The 18,785-nt window shown below is 45.0% G+C and carries 16 protein-coding genes; 15 read left to right on the top strand and 1 reads right to left on the bottom strand.

All coding sequences use genetic code 11. From position 1 onward, the window contains the following. Nucleotides 1–361: 361 nt before the first annotated feature. The 6 genes from lonB to D3H55_RS03930 all read left to right on the top strand — a co-directional run bounded on the left by lonB (nucleotide 362) and on the right by D3H55_RS03930 (nucleotide 7,779). Nucleotides 362–2,023 (top strand): ATP-dependent protease LonB, encoded by a 1,662-nt coding sequence (gene lonB / locus D3H55_RS03960; RefSeq protein ID WP_119545610.1) that lies wholly within the window; start codon nucleotides 362–364, stop codon nucleotides 2,021–2,023. Nucleotides 2,024–2,300: 277 nt separating this feature from the next. Continuing rightward, nucleotides 2,301–4,634, top strand: a complete 2,334-nt coding sequence (gene lon / locus D3H55_RS03955) for an endopeptidase La (RefSeq protein ID WP_119545609.1) — start codon at nucleotides 2,301–2,303, stop codon at nucleotides 4,632–4,634. Further along, the gene (yihA, locus tag D3H55_RS03950; RefSeq protein ID WP_119545608.1) at nucleotides 4,621–5,202 is read left to right on the top strand and encodes a ribosome biogenesis GTP-binding protein YihA/YsxC; all 582 of its coding nucleotides are present in this window, start codon (nucleotides 4,621–4,623) and stop codon (nucleotides 5,200–5,202) included. Before lon ends, yihA begins: the two co-directional genes overlap by 14 nt. A 271-nt stretch (nucleotides 5,203–5,473) precedes the next feature. Further along, the gene (locus D3H55_RS03940) at nucleotides 5,474–6,250 is read left to right on the top strand and encodes a transporter substrate-binding domain-containing protein (protein WP_119545606.1); all 777 of its coding nucleotides are present in this window, start codon (nucleotides 5,474–5,476) and stop codon (nucleotides 6,248–6,250) included. Between the two features lie 112 nt (nucleotides 6,251–6,362). Then, nucleotides 6,363–7,010, top strand: coding sequence for an amino acid ABC transporter permease (locus tag D3H55_RS03935; RefSeq protein WP_168412954.1), 648 nt, complete (start codon nucleotides 6,363–6,365; stop codon nucleotides 7,008–7,010). A 46-nt stretch (nucleotides 7,011–7,056) separates the two neighbouring features. Beyond that, entirely contained in the window at nucleotides 7,057–7,779 is a 723-nt protein-coding gene (locus D3H55_RS03930) for an ATP-binding cassette domain-containing protein (RefSeq protein WP_168412957.1), read from the top strand. Between the two features lie 87 nt (nucleotides 7,780–7,866). On the opposite strand, the gene D3H55_RS03925 is transcribed toward D3H55_RS03930, so the two are convergent. Next, on the bottom strand, nucleotides 7,867–8,352 hold the full coding sequence (locus D3H55_RS03925) for a LiaI-LiaF-like domain-containing protein (RefSeq protein WP_119545604.1): 486 nt from the start codon (nucleotides 8,350–8,352) through the stop codon (nucleotides 7,867–7,869). 771 nt (nucleotides 8,353–9,123) lie between these two features. Here D3H55_RS03925 and hemA point away from each other — a divergent pair. The 9 genes from hemA (at nucleotide 9,124) to D3H55_RS03880 (ending at nucleotide 18,679) form a co-directional block, all read left to right on the top strand. Beyond that, nucleotides 9,124–10,479, top strand: a complete 1,356-nt coding sequence (hemA, locus tag D3H55_RS03920; protein ID WP_119545603.1) for a glutamyl-tRNA reductase — start codon at nucleotides 9,124–9,126, stop codon at nucleotides 10,477–10,479. A 16-nt stretch (nucleotides 10,480–10,495) separates the two neighbouring features. Then, entirely contained in the window at nucleotides 10,496–11,329 is an 834-nt protein-coding gene (locus D3H55_RS03915; protein ID WP_119545602.1) for a cytochrome c biogenesis protein, read from the top strand. A gap of 16 nt (nucleotides 11,330–11,345) precedes the next feature. Continuing rightward, nucleotides 11,346–12,278, top strand: a complete 933-nt coding sequence (gene hemC / locus D3H55_RS03910; protein WP_119545601.1) for a hydroxymethylbilane synthase — start codon at nucleotides 11,346–11,348, stop codon at nucleotides 12,276–12,278. Beyond that, a complete protein-coding gene (locus D3H55_RS03905) occupies nucleotides 12,278–13,069 on the top strand; it encodes a uroporphyrinogen-III synthase (RefSeq protein WP_119545600.1) in 792 nt (263 codons plus the stop codon). Before hemC ends, D3H55_RS03905 begins: the two co-directional genes overlap by 1 nt. A gap of 12 nt (nucleotides 13,070–13,081) precedes the next feature. Next, complete coding sequence (hemB, locus tag D3H55_RS03900; protein WP_119545599.1) at nucleotides 13,082–14,062, top strand: porphobilinogen synthase; 981 nt, start codon at nucleotides 13,082–13,084, stop codon at nucleotides 14,060–14,062. A gap of 51 nt (nucleotides 14,063–14,113) precedes the next feature. Then, entirely contained in the window at nucleotides 14,114–15,403 is a 1,290-nt protein-coding gene (hemL, locus tag D3H55_RS03895; RefSeq protein ID WP_119545598.1) for a glutamate-1-semialdehyde 2,1-aminomutase, read from the top strand. A gap of 843 nt (nucleotides 15,404–16,246) precedes the next feature. Beyond that, nucleotides 16,247–17,410 carry a stage VI sporulation protein D gene (gene spoVID / locus D3H55_RS03885; RefSeq protein ID WP_119545597.1) on the top strand — a complete coding sequence of 388 codons (1,164 nt, stop codon included), beginning with the start codon at nucleotides 16,247–16,249 and terminating at the stop codon, nucleotides 17,408–17,410. Between the two features lie 59 nt (nucleotides 17,411–17,469). Continuing rightward, entirely contained in the window at nucleotides 17,470–17,826 is a 357-nt protein-coding gene (locus D3H55_RS24005; protein ID WP_168412953.1) for a hypothetical protein, read from the top strand. Further along, nucleotides 17,753–18,679, top strand: a complete 927-nt coding sequence (locus D3H55_RS03880; RefSeq protein ID WP_168412952.1) for a putative sodium/potassium/calcium exchanger — start codon at nucleotides 17,753–17,755, stop codon at nucleotides 18,677–18,679. Before D3H55_RS24005 ends, D3H55_RS03880 begins: the two co-directional genes overlap by 74 nt. The last annotated feature ends 106 nt before the right edge of the window (nucleotides 18,680–18,785 follow it).

Genomic DNA, 18,785 nt, shown 5'->3' with positions numbered 1-18,785 from the left:
CCACTTTTTATGCAGGCAAAGCCGAGGAGGCCAATCCAGCTACAAGGCCCCAACGGCTAGCGGACTTCAGACTTCCTCCTTGCGATTAGTCAACATCAACTCACTACCGTTCGTTGTGTTTCCTATATCTCTTGCGGAAGCCTTCCAATCTGTACGTCGCTGAACGGCCGCTTCCGCCTTTTAGTTCACCGCCCGCCCCGCGGAGTCGTTCCTCGGGAGCGGAAATCAAACACACACCGAATTATTTTTTGATATATAAGTAATTACCTCGATTTCCTATACCTTTCAAAAACTTGTTTATTCCTCCAAAGTCGAGGAGATACTAACTCTTAAACAACAAGTTATTACTGGAGGGAAAGGCATGAGTTGGACAGGAATTGCACTGATCATCCAACTGTTTTTCGGGGTGATTATCGGATTATACTTTTGGAACTTATTAAAAAGCCAAAGAACACAAAAGGTTTCGATTGACCGTGAGTCAAAAAAGGAAATGGAACAACTAAGGAAAATGCGTTCCATCTCTTTATCAGAACCGCTCTCAGAAAAGGTAAGACCGCAAAGCTTTGCCGATATCGTCGGCCAGGAAGACGGCATAAAGTCATTAAAGGCTGCATTATGCGGTCCAAATCCACAGCATGTCATCATTTATGGCCCGCCCGGGGTAGGAAAAACGGCAGCAGCCAGGCTTGTACTTCAAGAAGCAAAAGAGAAGATGCAGTCTCCATTTAGGCGGTCATCTGTTTTTGTTGAATTAGATGCGACTACAGCCAGATTTGATGAGAGAGGCATCGCCGACCCTCTTATAGGTTCTGTACATGACCCGATCTATCAGGGTGCAGGCGCGATGGGGCAGGCGGGGATACCGCAGCCAAAGCAGGGAGCAGTGACAAATGCACACGGGGGGGTATTATTCATTGATGAAATCGGTGAACTGCACCCGATTCAAATGAACAAATTATTGAAAGTCCTTGAAGATCGGAAAGTATTTTTGGAAAGTGCCTATTACAGCGAAGAAAATACTCAAATTCCCACACATATCCACGATATTTTCAAAAATGGGCTCCCCGCAGATTTTCGCTTAATCGGTGCCACAACCAGGACACCAAACGAAATCCCTCCAGCCATCCGCTCAAGGTGTATGGAAGTGTTTTTCAGGGAATTGAACAAAGAAGAGGTCATTCAAGTGGCGCAGAAAGCTTCTGAAAAAGTGAATATCCCTATAAGCAAGGAGGGTGTCGATCTTCTCGCTTCGTATGCCCGCAATGGACGGGAAGCCGTGAATATGGTCCAAATTGTTGCCGGATTGGCGATTACAGAAAAAAGGGATTCCATAGATGATAAAGACATTGAGTGGATGATTCAGTCCAGCCAGCTGTCTCCCAGAATGGATCGGAAAATCGATGGAAAACCGGCAATTGGCCTTGTAAATGGCCTTGCTGTCACCGGCCCGAATACAGGTTCACTATTGGAGATTGAAGTGACTGTCATTCCAGCCAACGAAAAAGGAAGCATCAATATCACGGGAATCGTGGAAGAAGAAAGTATCGGCGATAAAGGAAAATCCATCAGAAGGAAAAGCATGGCGAAGGGATCAATTGAAAATGTCCTTACCGTGTTACGCTCCATGGGGGTACCGGCGGACCAGTTTGATATTCACGTCAATTTTCCGGGAGGCATTCCTGTAGATGGTCCATCGGCAGGGATTGCAATGGCAACCGGCATTTATTCCGCAATCTACCGCATTCCGGTTAAATCGGATATCGCACTTACAGGGGAAATAAGCATCCATGGCTTTGTCAAACCGGTAGGCGGCGTGTACCCTAAGGTGAAGGCAGCCAAAGTTGCAGGTGCTTCTGCAGCCATCATTCCCCATGAAAACATGGGCGCCATCCTGCATGAGATTGAAGGGATAGAGGTCAAACCGGTCAAGCACTTACAGGAAGTGTTCCAACTGGCCCTGGATAAAGAGAAAGTTGAAGAAGAAATAACATTCAATGATAAAATCAATAAAAAAAGCGTATAATCATTTGATGGTAATATCGGTTTAGTACACCCTCTGGAGAGGAAAATGAGGAATAACCCTAAGCATAATACATGAAGACAAAAGATTTTATAGGTAAGATGAAGGAGAGGGGGGTCTTAGGTTCTCCCTCTTCACTGATGAGATATGAGAATATTGAAAGCATTTCTCTTTAAAAGAGTGCTCCATTCCTATAAAATGGACACCTCTATACAAATAAGATAGAATTGTACAAAGACTTATGAGATACAAAAGGGCGAGAATTCCTGGAGGTGTAAAAATGGCAAAACAAAAAGAAATAACTCTTCCCCTCCTCCCATTAAGAGGTTTGCTTGTTTATCCAACTATGGTCCTTCATCTTGACGTAGGACGTGACCGGTCAGTCCAGGCATTGGAAAAAGCGATGGTTGATGACCAATATATTTTTCTGACTACTCAAAAGGATATGAATATAGATGAACCAGGCGTGGACGATTTCTACAAAATGGGGACCTTGACGAAGGTCAAACAAATGCTGAAACTACCTAATGGAACGATCAGGGTGCTCGTGGAGGGAATCCAAAGAGCGGAAATCAGCGGATTTACCAATGAGGAAAAGTTCTATGAAGTGAACATATTCACACATGAGGACAGCGAAAAAAAGGAATCAGAGACAGAAGCGCTGATGAGGACGCTGTTAAATTATTTCGAGCAATACATAAAGCTCTCCAAGAAGGTGTCGGCTGAGACCTATTCGACGGTTTCGGATATCGATGAACCTGGAAGGCTTGCTGATATTGTTGCGTCCCACCTTCCTTTGAAAATGAAAGAAAAGCAAAATGTCCTTGAAACATTGGATATCAAAGAACGTCTTCAGCTTGTCATCCAGACGATCAACAATGAAAAAGAAGTGCTGAACCTTGAGAAAAAGATCGGACAGCGGGTCAAGCGTTCAATGGAACGCACCCAGAAAGAGTACTATCTGAGGGAGCAAATGAAGGCGATCCAGAAGGAACTGGGCGACAAGGAAGGAAAAACCGGTGAAATTGAGGAACTGACACAGCGGATCGCCGAAGCGGAAATGCCTGAATCTGTGGAAAAGACCGTTCTGAAAGAACTTGGAAGGTATGAGAAAGTGCCGACGAGTTCTGCGGAAAGCTCTGTCATCCGAAATTACATCGAGTGGCTGGTCTCACTGCCGTGGTCAGCCCAGACTGAAGATGATCTTGACATAAAAAATGCGGAAGAAATCCTGAATCGGGATCATTTCGGTCTTGAGAAGGTAAAGGAACGTGTCCTTGAATACCTGGCTGTTCAAAAGCTGACGCAATCATTGAGAGGACCCATCCTTTGTCTGGCAGGACCTCCGGGAGTCGGAAAAACAAGCCTTGCGAAATCAGTGGCAGAATCCCTTGGAAGGCATTTTGTCCGCGTATCCCTTGGCGGGGTACGGGATGAATCCGAAATCCGCGGACATAGACGGACTTACGTTGGAGCGATGCCGGGACGTATCATTCAGGGCATGAAAAAAGCGGGAACCATCAATCCTGTTTTCCTTCTTGATGAGATCGACAAGATGTCCAGTGATTTCAGGGGAGATCCATCTTCAGCAATGCTCGAAGTGCTCGATCCTGAACAAAACTCCAACTTCAGTGACCATTACATCGAGGAAACCTATGATTTGTCCAAAGTGATGTTCATCGCCACAGCCAATGATCTATCCACGATTCCAGGTCCGCTTCGTGACAGGATGGAAATCATCACAATAGCGGGATATACGGAACTTGAAAAGGTTAACATAGCCAAAAATCATCTTCTCCCTAAGCAGATTAAAGAAAATGGGTTGACCAAAGCCCAGCTGCAGGTAAGGGAAGATGCGCTTCAGGCAGTGGTCCGTTACTATACCAGGGAAGCCGGTGTCCGTGGATTGGAGAGGCAGCTGGCAACACTTTGCCGTAAGACAGCAAAAGTGATTGTATCAGGAGAGAAGAAGAGAGTAGTCATCACTGAAAAGAATATTGAAGATTTTCTTGGCAAACGGAAATTCCGCTACGGCCAGGCTGAAACAGAGAATCAGGTAGGCGTTGCTACAGGATTGGCTTATACTTCTGTAGGCGGAGATACGCTGCAAATTGAAGTCTCCCTTTCCCCTGGGAAAGGCAAACTCGTGTTAACGGGAAAATTGGGTGATGTCATGAAAGAATCAGCTCAGGCAGCATTCAGTTATGTACGATCAAAAGCGGTCGATTTGAAGCTTGAAGAAAATTTTCATGAGAAATACGATATTCATATCCATGTCCCGGAAGGCGCTGTGCCGAAGGATGGGCCATCAGCGGGCATTACGATTGCGACAGCCCTTGTTTCCGCTCTGACAGGACGGGAAATCAGACGCGAAGTGGGTATGACAGGGGAGATCACCCTGAGGGGACGGGTTCTGCCGATTGGCGGGTTGAAGGAAAAGACGCTAAGTGCACACCGTGCTGGACTGACAACGATTATTCTTCCACAGGACAATGAAAAGGATATCGATGATATTCCCGAGAGTGTCAGGAAGGATCTGAAGTTTGTTCCGGTTTCCCATATCGAAGAAGTATTAGAAACAGCTTTAGTAGGTGAGAGAAGTGAAAGTAAATAATGTAGAGCTAGTCATAAGTGCTGTAAGGCCAGAGCAGTATCCTGGAGATTTTTTGCCGGAGTTCGCTCTGGCTGGCCGCTCCAATGTTGGAAAATCCTCATTCATCAACAGGATGATCGGACGTAAAAGCATGGCAAGGATTTCATCCAAGCCTGGAAAAACTCAAACGTTGAATTTCTACAAAATCGAAGAAAGCATTTATTTTGTCGATGTTCCCGGATATGGGTTTGCCAAAGTATCCAAATCAGAACGCGAAGCTTGGGGAAGAATGATCGAGACGTATATCACAATGAGAGAACAGCTAAAAGCAGTCATTCAAATTGTCGATTTGCGCCACCCCCCTACACAGGATGACATCATGATGTATGATTTCCTGAAACATCATGAGATTCCTTGTGTCATCATTGCCACAAAAGCCGACAAGATCCCTAAAGGGAAATGGCAGAAGCATTTGAAGGTAACAAAAGAAGGGCTTGATATAGAAGAGGGGGATGAAGTCATCCTTTTCTCCTCAGAAACCGGCTTGGGCAAAGACCAGGTTTGGGCTGCCCTTAATGCCAGAAGATAATAACGAAAGAGGACATTCCTTGTGAATGCCCTCTTTTTTTATGATTAAACTTACAAATTGTTTTATTTATGTTTCAAATATTATAAAGACGGGAAAGGAAATTAAAGGATATAGAGGTATTCCGTTGCATTTGAATGAATATGCGGGCTCAGTTAATCTACAGGAGGGATGGGGTGAAATACACAAAATTATCAGTAAATTAAGATTTTGAGAATAGTTAAATAGTTTGCTAACATAATAATTAAGAAAAAAACTAGGGGGCCAAAAAGACATGAAAAAGATTAAAAGTTTATTACTATTGCTTACTTCAGCAGCATTGATTTCTGCCTGCGGCACAAATGACGATGCGAATGGAGAAGGATCCGGAGACGGAGAAACATTTACATATGCAGCATCAGGGGAATTTAAGCCGTTCAGTGTGACCAGCGGCGACGGAACAATGACCGGATTTGATATCGATGTAGCGGAAGCTGTGGCAGAAGAAATGGGAATGGAACCGGAACAGAAGAAGTTTAAATTTTCCGGAATTGTAGAAGGTGTGCAGTCCGGCCGGTTTGACGCAGCTGTCGCCAGCCACACCATTACAGAGGAAAGAGCCGAAAAGGTAGCATTTTCAACACCTTACTACTATTCAGGCCCGCAAATTTTCGTCCGTCCCGACAGTACTGTTGAGACACTGGAAGATCTTGAAGGAATGGAAATTGCCGTTTCGAAAGGATCTACTTATGCTGATACAGCCAGTGAAGTGACGGATGAAATCCAATCATATGACAGTGATGTCGTCGCTTTGGAAGCATTGAGCAAAGGTAAGCATGATGCAGTCATCACTGACTTTGTCACTGGGAAGGAAGCAATCAATGCAGGTCTGGAATTAGAAGCCCGTGAACTGTTGGGCAGAAGCGAACAGGCTATTGCTGTTGCGAAAGACAATGAAGAACTGCTCAAGAAAATCAATGAAGCATTGGACACCTTAAGAGAAAATGGAACGTTGGCTGAAATCAGTGAGGAATATTTCGGCGATGACATCACGACCGATCCGGAGGAATAATTATACTTCAGAGGAAAAGGAGCGGGTGTGCGGCAACGAAGCGCATTCGCTTTTTTCTGTAAAATGATATTAAACTTGTAAACTAACTTTTTTGCAAATTGGAGGGAAAAAATTGACTCTTTTTGAGACGTTTTTAGACACGTATGATGTATTCCTTCGTGGAATGTGGATTACTTTTCAATTAACAGTCATTTCAGTATTTATCGCTATCTTCATCGGTTTATTTTTTGCCTTTTTAAAGATCTCAAAAGTCAAGATCCTTGAAATCATTGCCGATATTTACATATTTGTCGTCAGGGGAACCCCGCTGATCGTACAGATATTCATTTTCTATTTTGGATTGACAGCTCTTCAGATTTCCGATTTCTGGTCAGTCGTACTGGGATTGGCCTTCCATAATGGTGCCTATATCGCGGAAATCTTCCGGGGAACCATCCAATCCATTGACAAGGGGCAGATGGAAGCGGGAAGGTCCCTTGGCATGTCCTCCGGTTTAACAATGAGAAGGATCATTCTGCCGCAGGCTTTCAGACGTGCATTGCCGCCGCTTGGAAACCAATTCATCATTGCTTTGAAGGATTCATCACTCGCTTCTTTCATCGGTATGTTTGAGTTATTCAGTGTAGCCACCACTTTGGGATCAAATAATTTTGACTATATGACATATCTGCTGATCGTAGCGGTGTATTACCTTGTATTGGTACTGATCTTCTCATTGCTTGTGAATTTCGTGGAAAAGCGCATGTCGCTTGGTGAGTAGATAAGCACTTTTAAAACGGATGGAGGGATATAACTTGAGTCAGGAAATGATTAAAGTAGAAAAATTGAATAAATCCTTCGGTGACCTGCACGTACTGAAGGACATCGATATAAATGTAAGAGAAAGTGATGTGGTCTGTTTGATCGGTGCAAGTGGTTCAGGCAAGAGTACATTGCTCAGATGCTTGAATTTCTTGGAGATCAAAGATGACGGCAGGATCATCATCGAAGGGGAGGAAGTAAACAGGGGCTCCCATGATTTAAATGAAATTCGGGCAAAGGTAGGGATGGTGTTCCAGCATTTTTACCTTTTCCCTCATAAAACGGTAATCCAAAATGTCATGGAAGCACCTATCCAGGTTAAGAAGATTCCAAAGAACGAAGCGAAAAAAGAGGCCATGGATCTGTTGAAGAAGGTTGGTTTGGAGGACAAAGCAGATGTGTATCCTTCAAAGCTTTCCGGAGGGCAAAAGCAGCGTGTGGCCATCGCACGCGCCCTGGCCATGAAACCGGACATAATGCTGTTTGATGAACCGACCTCCGCGCTGGACCCTGAGCTTGTAGGAGAGGTTTTGACTACGATGAAAGAGCTCGCTTTGGAAGGGATGACAATGGTCGTGGTGACTCATGAAATGGGGTTTGCCCGTGAAGTAGCGGACTGGGTTGTCTATATGCACGATGGCAGGATTGTCGAAGTGGGGCCGCCAGAAGAACTGTTCGGAAATCCAAAAGAACAGAGGACACAAGAATTCCTTGATTCAATTCTATAGGGCTCTTTTGTCTATATAATACAAAGACCAAAAGTTCTATCCATATTTGAAACCATTAAAAACAGGATCCGGAAGCGGGTCCTGTTTTTATTTTTTCTTAATGAGGAGAAGATAAACACCAATAAGTACAATGATCAGCGGCCAAAAGTCGCGGATTACATTGACGCCTCCCTGCAAAAAGCCAAGCCATTTCAAAACCATATCATAAAACAAGAGGATTATAGCTAGAATAAGAAAGAGTACACCTTGGAACAAGCCATTCCCCGTTTTCTGGTATCTGAGCAGGAAACCAAGTGAAATGATGAGTATGAATACTCCCATATGGTCAGGCCAAATGGCAACGAGATTGGTTATATGGAAGTGCAAACCGAACCCTGTGAGAATCGTACCGGGAAGTATCGATTCGTAATCTCTTCCTTTATATCCCTGAGCCAGGAATGCTGTTCCTACAATGATCAGGAGTGTAGGCCATGTGTAAAACTCCCGGAAAATCTCAATATTGGATTGCTGAAGGTAAAAATAGATGCCGAATCCAATCAATATCATTCCTGGAAACAGTCGTTGTCCTTTCATAAAAGCCTCCGATTTGTAAACTTGAATATTGGGGTTTCTTTTGTTAATCTAACATAGGAAACTATGTCGAAATCAATAAATTTATGTAATTTACTTTAATAAATGTTTCAAATGCGGGTATATCATTTGCAAGCATTACCCGCCTGAGGCCTGTACCAGCCGTCTTTACACGTTATCCGCTGGCTAGCCCCTCGGGTCGTTATTCTTTCACCAGCCGAGGACAAAAGCGTCCTCATCTGGTGAAAGAATCAACGCCTGTCGGGGCTGGACGAGCCGGCTTCACTTTTAATGGTATCCAGTTCCGTCGGCTAGTCCCTCGGGTCGTTATGCTTTCCACAGCCGAGGACAAAGGGCGTCCTCATCTGTGGAAAGGCATCAACGCCTGTCGGGCCTTAGCAAGCCGACTCCACTTTTAATGGTATCCGGTGTCGGCAGCTAGCTCCTCGGGTCGTTATGTTTCAACAGCCGAGGGCAAAAAGCGCCCTCATCTGTTGAAAGCATCAACGCCTGTCGGAGCTTGGCGAGCTGCCTTTACACTCGATTCGCTATCCAGTTCCGCTGGCTAGCCCCTCGGGTCGTTATTCTTTCACCAGCCGAGGACAAAAAGCGTCCTCATCTGGTGAAAGAATCAACGCCTGTCGGGGCTGGACGAGCCAGCTCCACTTTTAATGGTACCACAGGTTTCATGTTATGTTCACATTTATTTGGATGGTACATTTGTCGTACATGTTATACTAGAATTAATGATTAAGTTGGGGGTGTATTTCTGTCATGCACATAATTACAGTCGGTTTAAATTACAAAACGGCCCCTGTTGAGATTCGTGAACGTTTATCTTTTAATGAGGCAGACCTGCAAACAGCGATGGAAGCACTTAAGGGAAAGAAAAGTATCCTTGAGAATGTGATCGTCTCTACATGTAATAGGACGGAAGTATATGCGGTCGTAGATCAGCTTCATACAGGTCGTTATTATATTAAGGAATTCTTATCTCAATGGTTTAAAATTGACAAAGAGGAGTTTTCTCCTTATTTGTTCATATATGAACAGGATGGTGCTGTCGAGCACTTATTTAATGTTACGTGCGGCCTGAACTCCATGGTGGTCGGTGAAACACAGATTCTTGGCCAAATACGGTCAAGCTTTTTGTCTGCCCAGGAATCCGGAACGACAGGTACTGTCTTTAATCACCTTTTCAAGCAGGCGATTACAATGGCAAAGAAAGCTCATTCAGAAACAGAAATCGGTTCGAATGCCGTTTCTGTCAGCTATGCTGCTGTCGAACTTGCCAAGAAAATATTCGGGGATTTGAGCGGTAAGCACGTTTTGATCCTTGGTGCGGGCAAGATGGGTGAGTTGGCAATCAAGAACCTTCATGGCAGCGGAGCAACGAAAGTGACGGTCATCAACCGTACGTTTGAAAAGGCCGTTTCCTTGGCTGATAAGTTCAATGGGGACGCAAAGACGTTACAAGAACTTCAGTGTGCGCTGGTTGAGGCGGATATTCTTATCAGCTCTACAGGCTCTAAGGAATACGTGGTGACTAAAGACCAGATGAACCTGGTTGAGCGGATGAGAAAAGGCCGTCCTCTTTTCATGGTCGACATTGCTGTGCCAAGGGACCTGGATCCGGAAATCGGCAACCTTGACAGTGCATTCCTTTATGACATTGACGATTTGGAAGGCATTGTCGAAGCCAATATGGCTGAAAGGCAAAAAGCAGCAGAGTCCATCGGCATCATGATTGAGGCGGAGATTGTCGCTTTCAAGGAATGGCTCAATATGCTTGGTGTCGTACCTGTCATTTCAGCACTAAGGGAGAAAGCATTGATGATTCAAGGCCAGACGATGGAAAGCATTGAACGCAAAATGCCTAATCTGAGTGACCGCGAACGGAAAGTATTAAATAAACATACAAAAAGCATCATCAATCAGTTACTGAAAGATCCGATCCTTCAAGTGAAAGAGCTTGCCGCTTTGCCGGATGGACAGGAGAAACTGGATCTATTCATTAAAATATTCAACATCGAGGAACAATTGCAGCCGCAGGCAGATGCACTTGAGAGCAAGGGGAACGAAAAGACAGGAGCTGCTCCAGTGAAACTTCAGCCCTCTTTTCAATCATAAGCGAGGTTAAAAGTCGATGTTTGAACAAACAATGACAAGGCTGCATGAACTGATGATCGTTCTGTATGCCATCAGCATTCTTTTTTACTTCATAGATTTCTTAAACAAAAACCGGAAGGCAAATATGTTTGCCTTCTGGCTTCTTGCGATTGTTTGGGCTCTTCAAACAATCTTTTTGTTTCTTTATATGATGCGCACAGGCAGGTTTCCGGTCCTCACCATATTTGAGGGGCTTTATTTTTATGCCTGGGTGCTGATCACACTGTCTCTTGCAATAAACCGGGTCCTTCGAGTGGACTTCACCGTGTTTTTTACAAATATACTGGGATTCATCATCATGGCTATCCATACCTTCGCTCCAGTTCAGGTTGAATCCAATGCGATGGCCGAACAGCTGGTTTCGGAATTGCTGCTGATCCATATCACCATGGCCATCCTATCTTACGGTGCTTTTTCCCTGTCCTTTGTGTTTTCACTGCTCTATCTGCTGCAATATAAGCTCCTTAAAGAGAAAAAGTGGGGACCGCGGTTATGGAGGATCAGCGATTTGTCGAAACTGGAAAAAGGAGCCTATATTTTGAATGCAGCCGGGGTCGCCATGCTCCTTCTGGGGTTGATTCTTGGCCTGCAGTGGGCTGTCATTAAACTGCCTGATTTTATATGGTATGATCCCAAGATAATAGGTTCATTCATTTTGTTGATCATTTATAGTGTGTTTTTATATTTACGGGTACGGAAAGAGGTATATGGCAAGAATCTGGCACTGTTGAACATTGGTGCATTTCTGGTGATTTTGATCAATTTCCTTCTTGCCAGCCGCCTGTCATCATTCCATTTCTGGTATTCATAAGCTTAGGAGGTTCGTAATGCGAAAAATTATAGTAGGTTCACGTCGAAGCAAGCTTGCATTAACACAAACGAATTGGGTCATTAATAAATTGAAGGAATTGGACCCATCATTTGATTTTGAAGTAAAGGAAATTGTCACAAAAGGGGATCAGATTCTGGATGTGACATTATCAAAGGTTGGCGGAAAAGGGTTGTTCGTCAAAGAAATTGAACAGGCTATGATGGACAAGGAAATTGATATGGCAGTCCATAGTATGAAAGACATGCCGGCGGTACTTCCTGAAGGCCTGTGCATCGGCTGTATTCCCGAGAGAGAAGATCATCGCGATGCATTCATATCGAAGAATCATGTGAAACTGAGTGATCTTTCTGCAGGATCCATCATCGGAACCAGCAGTTTGAGAAGGGGAGCGCAAATTCTTGCTCAGCGTCCTGACCTTGAAATCAAGTGGATCAGGGGAAATATCGACACGCGTCTTGCCAAGCTTGACACCGAAGATTATGACGCAATTATTTTAGCTGCAGCGGGATTATCCAGAATGGGCTGGACTTCCAATGTGGTGACAGAATTCCTTGAACCGGAAATTTGTGTGCCTGCAGTCGGACAAGGTGCTCTTTCCATCGAATGCCGTGAAGACGATGATCAACTTCTCGGCTTATTGAGCAAGTTTGCATCAGCGCAAGTTACCAAGACGGTGACAGCGGAGCGGACTTTCCTTCACAAAATGGAAGGCGGCTGTCAAGTGCCGATCGCGGGATATGCCCGGTTGAATGATGAACAGGATGTAACCATGACTGTCCTGGTTGCTTCGCCGGATGGAAAAGATATCTACAAGGAAACCGTTACGGGACCAGATCCTGTTCAAGTGGGGGAAGAAGCTGCTGCACTGCTGACTGAAAGAGGTGCCAAAGCACTGATTGATAAGGTCAAAGAGGAGCTTGACCAGTAATGGAACCCGCTTTACCGCTTGCTGGTAGAGACATTCTCGTTACAAGAGAAGAAAAGGCTGCGAAAGGGATGGCGGACATTATCAGACAATATGGCGGTGTTCCCCATATTGTTCCGCTGATCTCTTTCAAACCCTTTCATGATAAAAAAGAAACTACATATTTAGAAAGACTGAAATCCTATGAATGGATTTTTTTTACTAGCAAAAATGGTGTCAGCTTTTTCTTTCAAAAATTAGAGGAACAGCAGCTTTCCCTGAAGGGCAGCCAAACCAGGTTTGCCGCTGTAGGGGAAAAGACCCGTCAAGAGATGAAGCTTCATGGAATAGAGGCAGATTTCATCCCCAGTCTGTATACCGGTGCTGACTTTGCGGCGGAGTTTCTTAGGGAATACCCCGATTCAGGTCCTGTGCTGCTATCTAAAGGGAACCTGGCGCGGGATACCATAGCAGCCTGCTTTAAGGATAGAGGTAAGCACCTGGATGAATGGATAACCTATGAGACTTGCTTTCCAAAGGATCGTGCAAAATGTCTCTCATCATTGCTGCAGAAAAGAGAAGTCTCAGCCGTCACATTTACCAGTCCTTCAACCGTACGGCGCTTTGTGAAGATAGTCAATGATCATCAATTGCATGATGCAGTGAACGGTATTACTGTAGCTTGCATAGGGCCGGTTACCGAGGAAGCTGCGCTCAAAAATGGTCTGACTGTACAAGTTGTCCCTGAAAGGTATACAGTGGAAGATATGATGGAGGGTTTAGCAAGATACTTTGACACTTTAGATGAAGAGTAGGGAGGAATAATCATGAAAGACTTGAAATTCAACCGCCACCGCCGTCTTCGCCAATCTGAAAACTTAAGAGCGATGGTACGTGAAAACTTTTTGAGGACCGATGATTTAATTTATCCGCTGTTTGTAGTGGAAGGTGATAACGTCAAAAACCCAGTTGCGTCCATGCCTGGTGTCTACCAAATTTCATTGGATTACCTAAAGGAAGAATTGGATGAATTGAACAGACTTGGCATCTATTCGATCATTCTGTTCGGAGTACCGGCGGAAAAGGATGCGCTTGGGAAGAGTGCATATGATGCGAATGGAATTGTCCAGCAGGCCGCACGCCTTGTAAAAGAATACTATCCGGAGATGGTAGTTGTTGCTGATACATGCCTGTGCCAATATACGGACCATGGACACTGCGGTATTGTGGAAGGCGGAAAAATCCTCAACGATCCTACACTTGACCTGCTTGCCAAAACTGCTGTAAGCCAGGCAGAAGCAGGAGCGGATATCATTGCACCATCCAATATGATGGATGGGTTTGTCGCAGCAATCAGAAAAGGGCTTGATGAAGCTGGATTCATCGATGTGCCGATCATGTCCTATGCGGTCAAATTTTCTTCAAGTTTCTACGGGCCTTTCAGGGATGCTGCCCACAGTTCACCACAGTTTGGCGATCGCAGAACGTATCAAATGGATCCTGCCAACCGAAAAGAAGCACTCCGAGAAGCGCAATCAGACATGGAAGAGGGAGCGGATTTCCTGATTGTTAAACCTGCACTTTCTTATCTGGATATCATCCGTGATGTTAAAAATGAATTCAATGCTCCAGTCGTTGCCTATAATGTCAGCGGGGAGTACTCCATGATAAAAGCGGCCGCAGCAAATGGCTGGGTCGATGAAAAAGCGATGGTCATGGAAAAGCTGACAAGCATGAAGAGAGCAGGAGCAGATTTGATCATCACATATGCAGCAAAGGATGCAGCAGCCTGGATTAAAGGCGAGTAAGCCTCTTGCACTTCTTTTACAATGAATTTATTAGAAACGGAGGAACGAATCATGCGCAATTACGACCAGTCAAAACAGGCATTCAAAGAAGCGGTAAAGCTAATGCCTGGCGGGGTGAACAGTCCTGTCCGTGCATTTAAATCAGTCGATATGGATCCCATCTTCATGGAGAAAGGGAAGGGCTCGAAGATATATGATATCGACGGAAATGAATACATCGATTATGTACTATCCTGGGGGCCGTTAATCCTTGGACACACCAATGAAAAAGTGGTTGAATCCATTAAGGAAGTTGCCGAGCTCGGTACAAGCTTCGGTGCACCTACCTTGGTTGAGAACAAACTTGCAGAGCTTGTCATTGAACGTGTACCTTCGATTGAAATTGTCCGGATGGTGTCGTCCGGTACAGAGGCAACAATGAGTGCCCTCAGGCTTGCCCGAGGATATACCGGACGGAACAAAATCGTTAAATTCGAAGGCTGCTACCATGGCCATGGTGATTCGCTGCTGATCAAAGCAGGTTCAGGTGTAGCAACTCTTGGATTGCCCGACAGTCCCGGAGTACCTGCAGGTGTCGCAGAAAATACGATCACCGTTCCTTACAATGATATAGAAAGCTTGAACTATGCTTTTGAACAATACGGTGATGATATTGCCGGTGTCATCGTTGAACCGGTTGCAGGAAACATGGGAGTCGTCCCACCGCAGCCTGGATTCCTGGAGTCACTGAGGGAAATCACGGATAAACACAGTTCCCTATTGATCTTTGATGAAGTCATGACAGGGTTCCGAGTGGGGTATAATTGTGCACAAGGCTACTTCGGCGTTACACCTGACTTGACTTGCCTTGGAAAAGTGATCGGCGGCGGACTGCCTGTTGGTGCATACGGCGGTAAAGCGGAAATCATGGAAAGAGTTGCGCCGAGCGGTCCGATCTATCAGGCAGGGACCCTTTCCGGGAATCCGCTTGCAATGACAGCCGGTTATGAAACACTTAGCCAGCTCACTCCAGAGAGCTACAAAGAGTTTGAAAGAAAAGCGGACCGGTTGGAAGAAGGCCTTCATTCGGCCGCTGAAAAATATGATATCCCTCATACAATCAACCGTGCAGGTTCCATGATCGGTATCTTCTTCACCAATGAAGAAGTGAAGAACTATGAAGGTGCAAAGAGTTCGGACCTGGAGCTGTTCTCTGCGTACTATCGTGAAATGGCAAACGAAGGCGTATTCCTTCCGCCATCTCAATTTGAGGGGCTTTTCCTGTCTACGGCCCATACGGACGAAGACATTGAGAAAACCCTCCAGGCAGCTGAAAAAGCCTTCCAGCGAATCAAAGGATAAAACAGTAAAGACAAAGCCAAACCGCTGGCTTTGTCTTTTTTTGCTTGTTTCTTGAATTTTTATATAGCAAAGCATTAACTTCCCTAAGCTTAATTCAATCGATGGTAAAGGGGAATGGTCTCATTAGCAAATCTTTTATAATAACTGTTTTTGCGCCTCCCCCCTTTCCGTAGGAGGATTGGAGCGGAAGATGTGAGATATCATGCGGGACTAGCGGGACTTGTCTAGTTCCAGCGGCCAACGACTAGCTGATTTCAGGCTCCTTCCTTGCGATAAGTCATCATCGAATCGTTCTGCTCTTCGTGATTCGTTTATCTCATGCAGGAGCCCTCCAATCCGTACGTCGTTGATCGCCGCTTCCACATTTGGTAGGTGAGACCCCGCAGGCGCAGCTGAGGATAAGGCCAGTCCAGCTCCAGCGCCTAGCCCCTCGGGGTCATAAGCCAATCCGTCAAGAAGGTGAAAGAGCAACCTTCCCGCCGGCTGGTCTTATGCCTGTCGGGTCTGACCAAGGCGCTTCCGCTTTTTAGTCAATCCAGCTCCAGCGCCTAGCCCCTCGGGGTCATAAGCCAATCCGTCAAGAAGGTTTAAAGAGCAACCTTCCCGCCGGCTCGTCTTATGCCTGTCGGGTCTGATCAAGGCGCTTCCGCTTTTTAGTTCACCGCCCGCCCCGCGGAGTCGTGCGCCTGGAGCGGAAATCCATTACTATGAACAGCCACACTTTGTGAAAAGAAATTCATGAAAAGATCATTTTTAAAATCAATTCATATTCTTCCGCTCCTCTTCATAAGTTGATAATGACATTGATATACCTTGTTACGGAATTGAAAGGAGGAGTTTTCTTTGTCACAAGAACAACAATCGTGCTTGCGATTTTCATTGGAAGAAGCTGTTTGGTTTAAAAAAGGACAGGAAGTAGAAGAATTGCTTTCCATCTCTTTAGATCCCCATATAACGATCCAAGAGCAGGAACAATATGTACTCATCCGCGGAACGCTGGATTTGACAGGTGATTATTTACCGAGCGGTTCTCCTGAAGAAGACCAGGAAAATTGGTATGACTTTCATCAGAACGGCAAGTATGTCCACCGGGTTGAGTACAGAGAAAAAGGAGAATGCGAGTTTTCACACAGCTTCCCTGTTGATGTGACGATTCCAAAGAACCGCATTGCCAACATGGATGAAATCGATGTGTATGTCGATTCATTTGATTATGTGGTCCCGGAAAACGCATGCCTTAAGCTTAATGCTGATTTGACGATTTCCGGCATTTACGGGGAACAGCAGGCGCATGTCCCGTATGAACTGACAGAGGAACAAGTGATTGAACCTGCATATCGTTCTGCGCCAGCAGCAGAAGTCCTTCAAGAAACGGAAGAGGAAGAATCGTTAGACGAATTGGAAGAAGTATACGAGACTGAAAGAGAAGAGGAAGAAACCGAAGTCGAGACAGAAGTATACTTTGAAGAAGAGTATGAAGAGGAAGAAGAAGATACGTATGAGCCATTTACGGTTGAGGGCAGAAGAGTGCCAGACCAAGAGGAAGAAGTGATCGTCCCTATTTCATATGAAGCAAAACAAGAATCTCCTCCGGTTTTTTCTTTTGAAGCGGAAGAATTTGAATATGCAAGAGGGGAACAGAACATAGAGTTTGAGGAAGAGGAATCGGCTGAGCTTTACCAGCAGGCTGAAAACGAGGCAGCCTCTCACGATGAAGAGGAAAGCAGCTCTTCGCCTGAAGTCGAGGGCAAGAAGAAAAAATCACTATTCAAGAAAAAAACAGAAATGATCTCTTTAACAGATTTCTTTGCCCGCAAAGATGATGGAAGAGCTGCGAAAATGAAGGTTTGCATCGTACAGCAAGGGGAAACGCTTGAACTGATTGCTGATAAATACGACTTATCGATTCCTCAGTTGCTGCGTGTGAATCACCTGGAAGCACACCAGGATGTTACTGAGGGCCAGGTCCTGTATATCCCTCAAGAGGAACCAGCCTATAAAAATTAACCAGTGGTGAGCAGGGTCTGATCCTTGCTCTTCTGTTTTTTATTTGGAAAGCAGTCCAGATGCCAGAGCTTCTGATGTATTTGAATGGTTATTCGGACAGAAAAGCCGGAAATGGGGAAAAAGAGTCCGAATCCGGTGGTGATTCGGACAGAAAAGCCGGAAATCACGAAAAAGAGTCCGAATTCGGTGGGTATTCGGACAGAAAAGTCGAAAATGGCAAAAAAGAGTCCGAATCCGGTGGTGATTCGGACAGAAAAACCGAAAGTGCCGGAAAAGAGTCCGAATCCGCTGGTGATTCGGACAGAAAAGCCGGAGATGGGGAAAAAGAGTCCGAATCCGGTGGTGATTCGGACAGAAAAGCCGAAAATCACAAAAATAGAGTCCGAATCCACTGGGTATTCGGACAGAAAAACTGAAAATGGCAAAAAAGAGTCCGAATCAGGTGGTTATTCGGACAGAAAAACTGAAAATGGCAAAAAAGAGTCCGAATCAGGTTGGTATTCGGACAGAAAAGCTGAAAATCACGAAAAAGAGTCCGAATTCGGTGGGTATTCGGACAGAAAAGTCGAAAATGGCAAAAAAGAGTCCGAATCCGGTGGTGATTCGGACAGAAAAGCCGGAAATGGGGAAAAAGAGTCCAAATCCGCTGGTTATTCGGACAAAAAAGCCAAAAATCACAAAAAAGAGTCCGAAGCAGGTTGGTATTCGGACAGAAAAACTGAAAATGGCAAAAAAGAGTCCGAATCAGGTTGGTATTCAGACAGCAAAACTGAAAATGGCAAAAAAGAGTCCGAATCAGGTTGGTATTCGGACAGAAAGGCCGGAAATGGGGAAAAAGAGTCCGAATCCGGTGGTGATTCGGACAGAAAAGCAGGAAATGGGGAAAAAGAGTCCGAATCCGGTGGTGATTCGGACAGAAAAGCCGAAAATGGCAAAAAAGAGTCCGAATCCGGTGGTTATTCGGACAGAAAAGCCGAAAATCACGAAAAAGAGTCCGAATTCGGTGGGTATTCGGACAGAAAAGCCGAAAATCACAAAAAAGAGTCCGAATCCACTGGGTATTCGGACAGAAAAACTGAAAATGGCAAAAAAGAGTCCGAATCCACTGGGTATTCGGACAGAAAAGCCGGAATTGGGAAAAAAGAGTCCGAATCCGGTGGTGATTCAGACAGAAAAGCAGGAAATGGGGAAAAAGAGTCCGAATCCGCTGGTTATTCGGACAAAAAAGCCAAAAATCACAAAAAAGAGTCCGAATCCAACGCGCATTAGGACAAAAAAGCCCACAAAACCATAAAAAGTCCAAGTCACCATCAATGTGAACCGACCAGTAAAGCACGGAATGAAACTTAACACATGCCCTTAACGGTTAAACTAT

The sequence above is a fragment of the Bacillus salacetis genome (assembly GCF_003581585.1).
In the GTDB taxonomy this organism is placed as follows: domain Bacteria; phylum Bacillota; class Bacilli; order Bacillales; family Bacillaceae_B; genus Rossellomorea; species Rossellomorea salacetis.
Note: the sequence above shows the minus strand (reverse complement) of the source record. Positions and strands in the feature narration are given on the sequence as shown.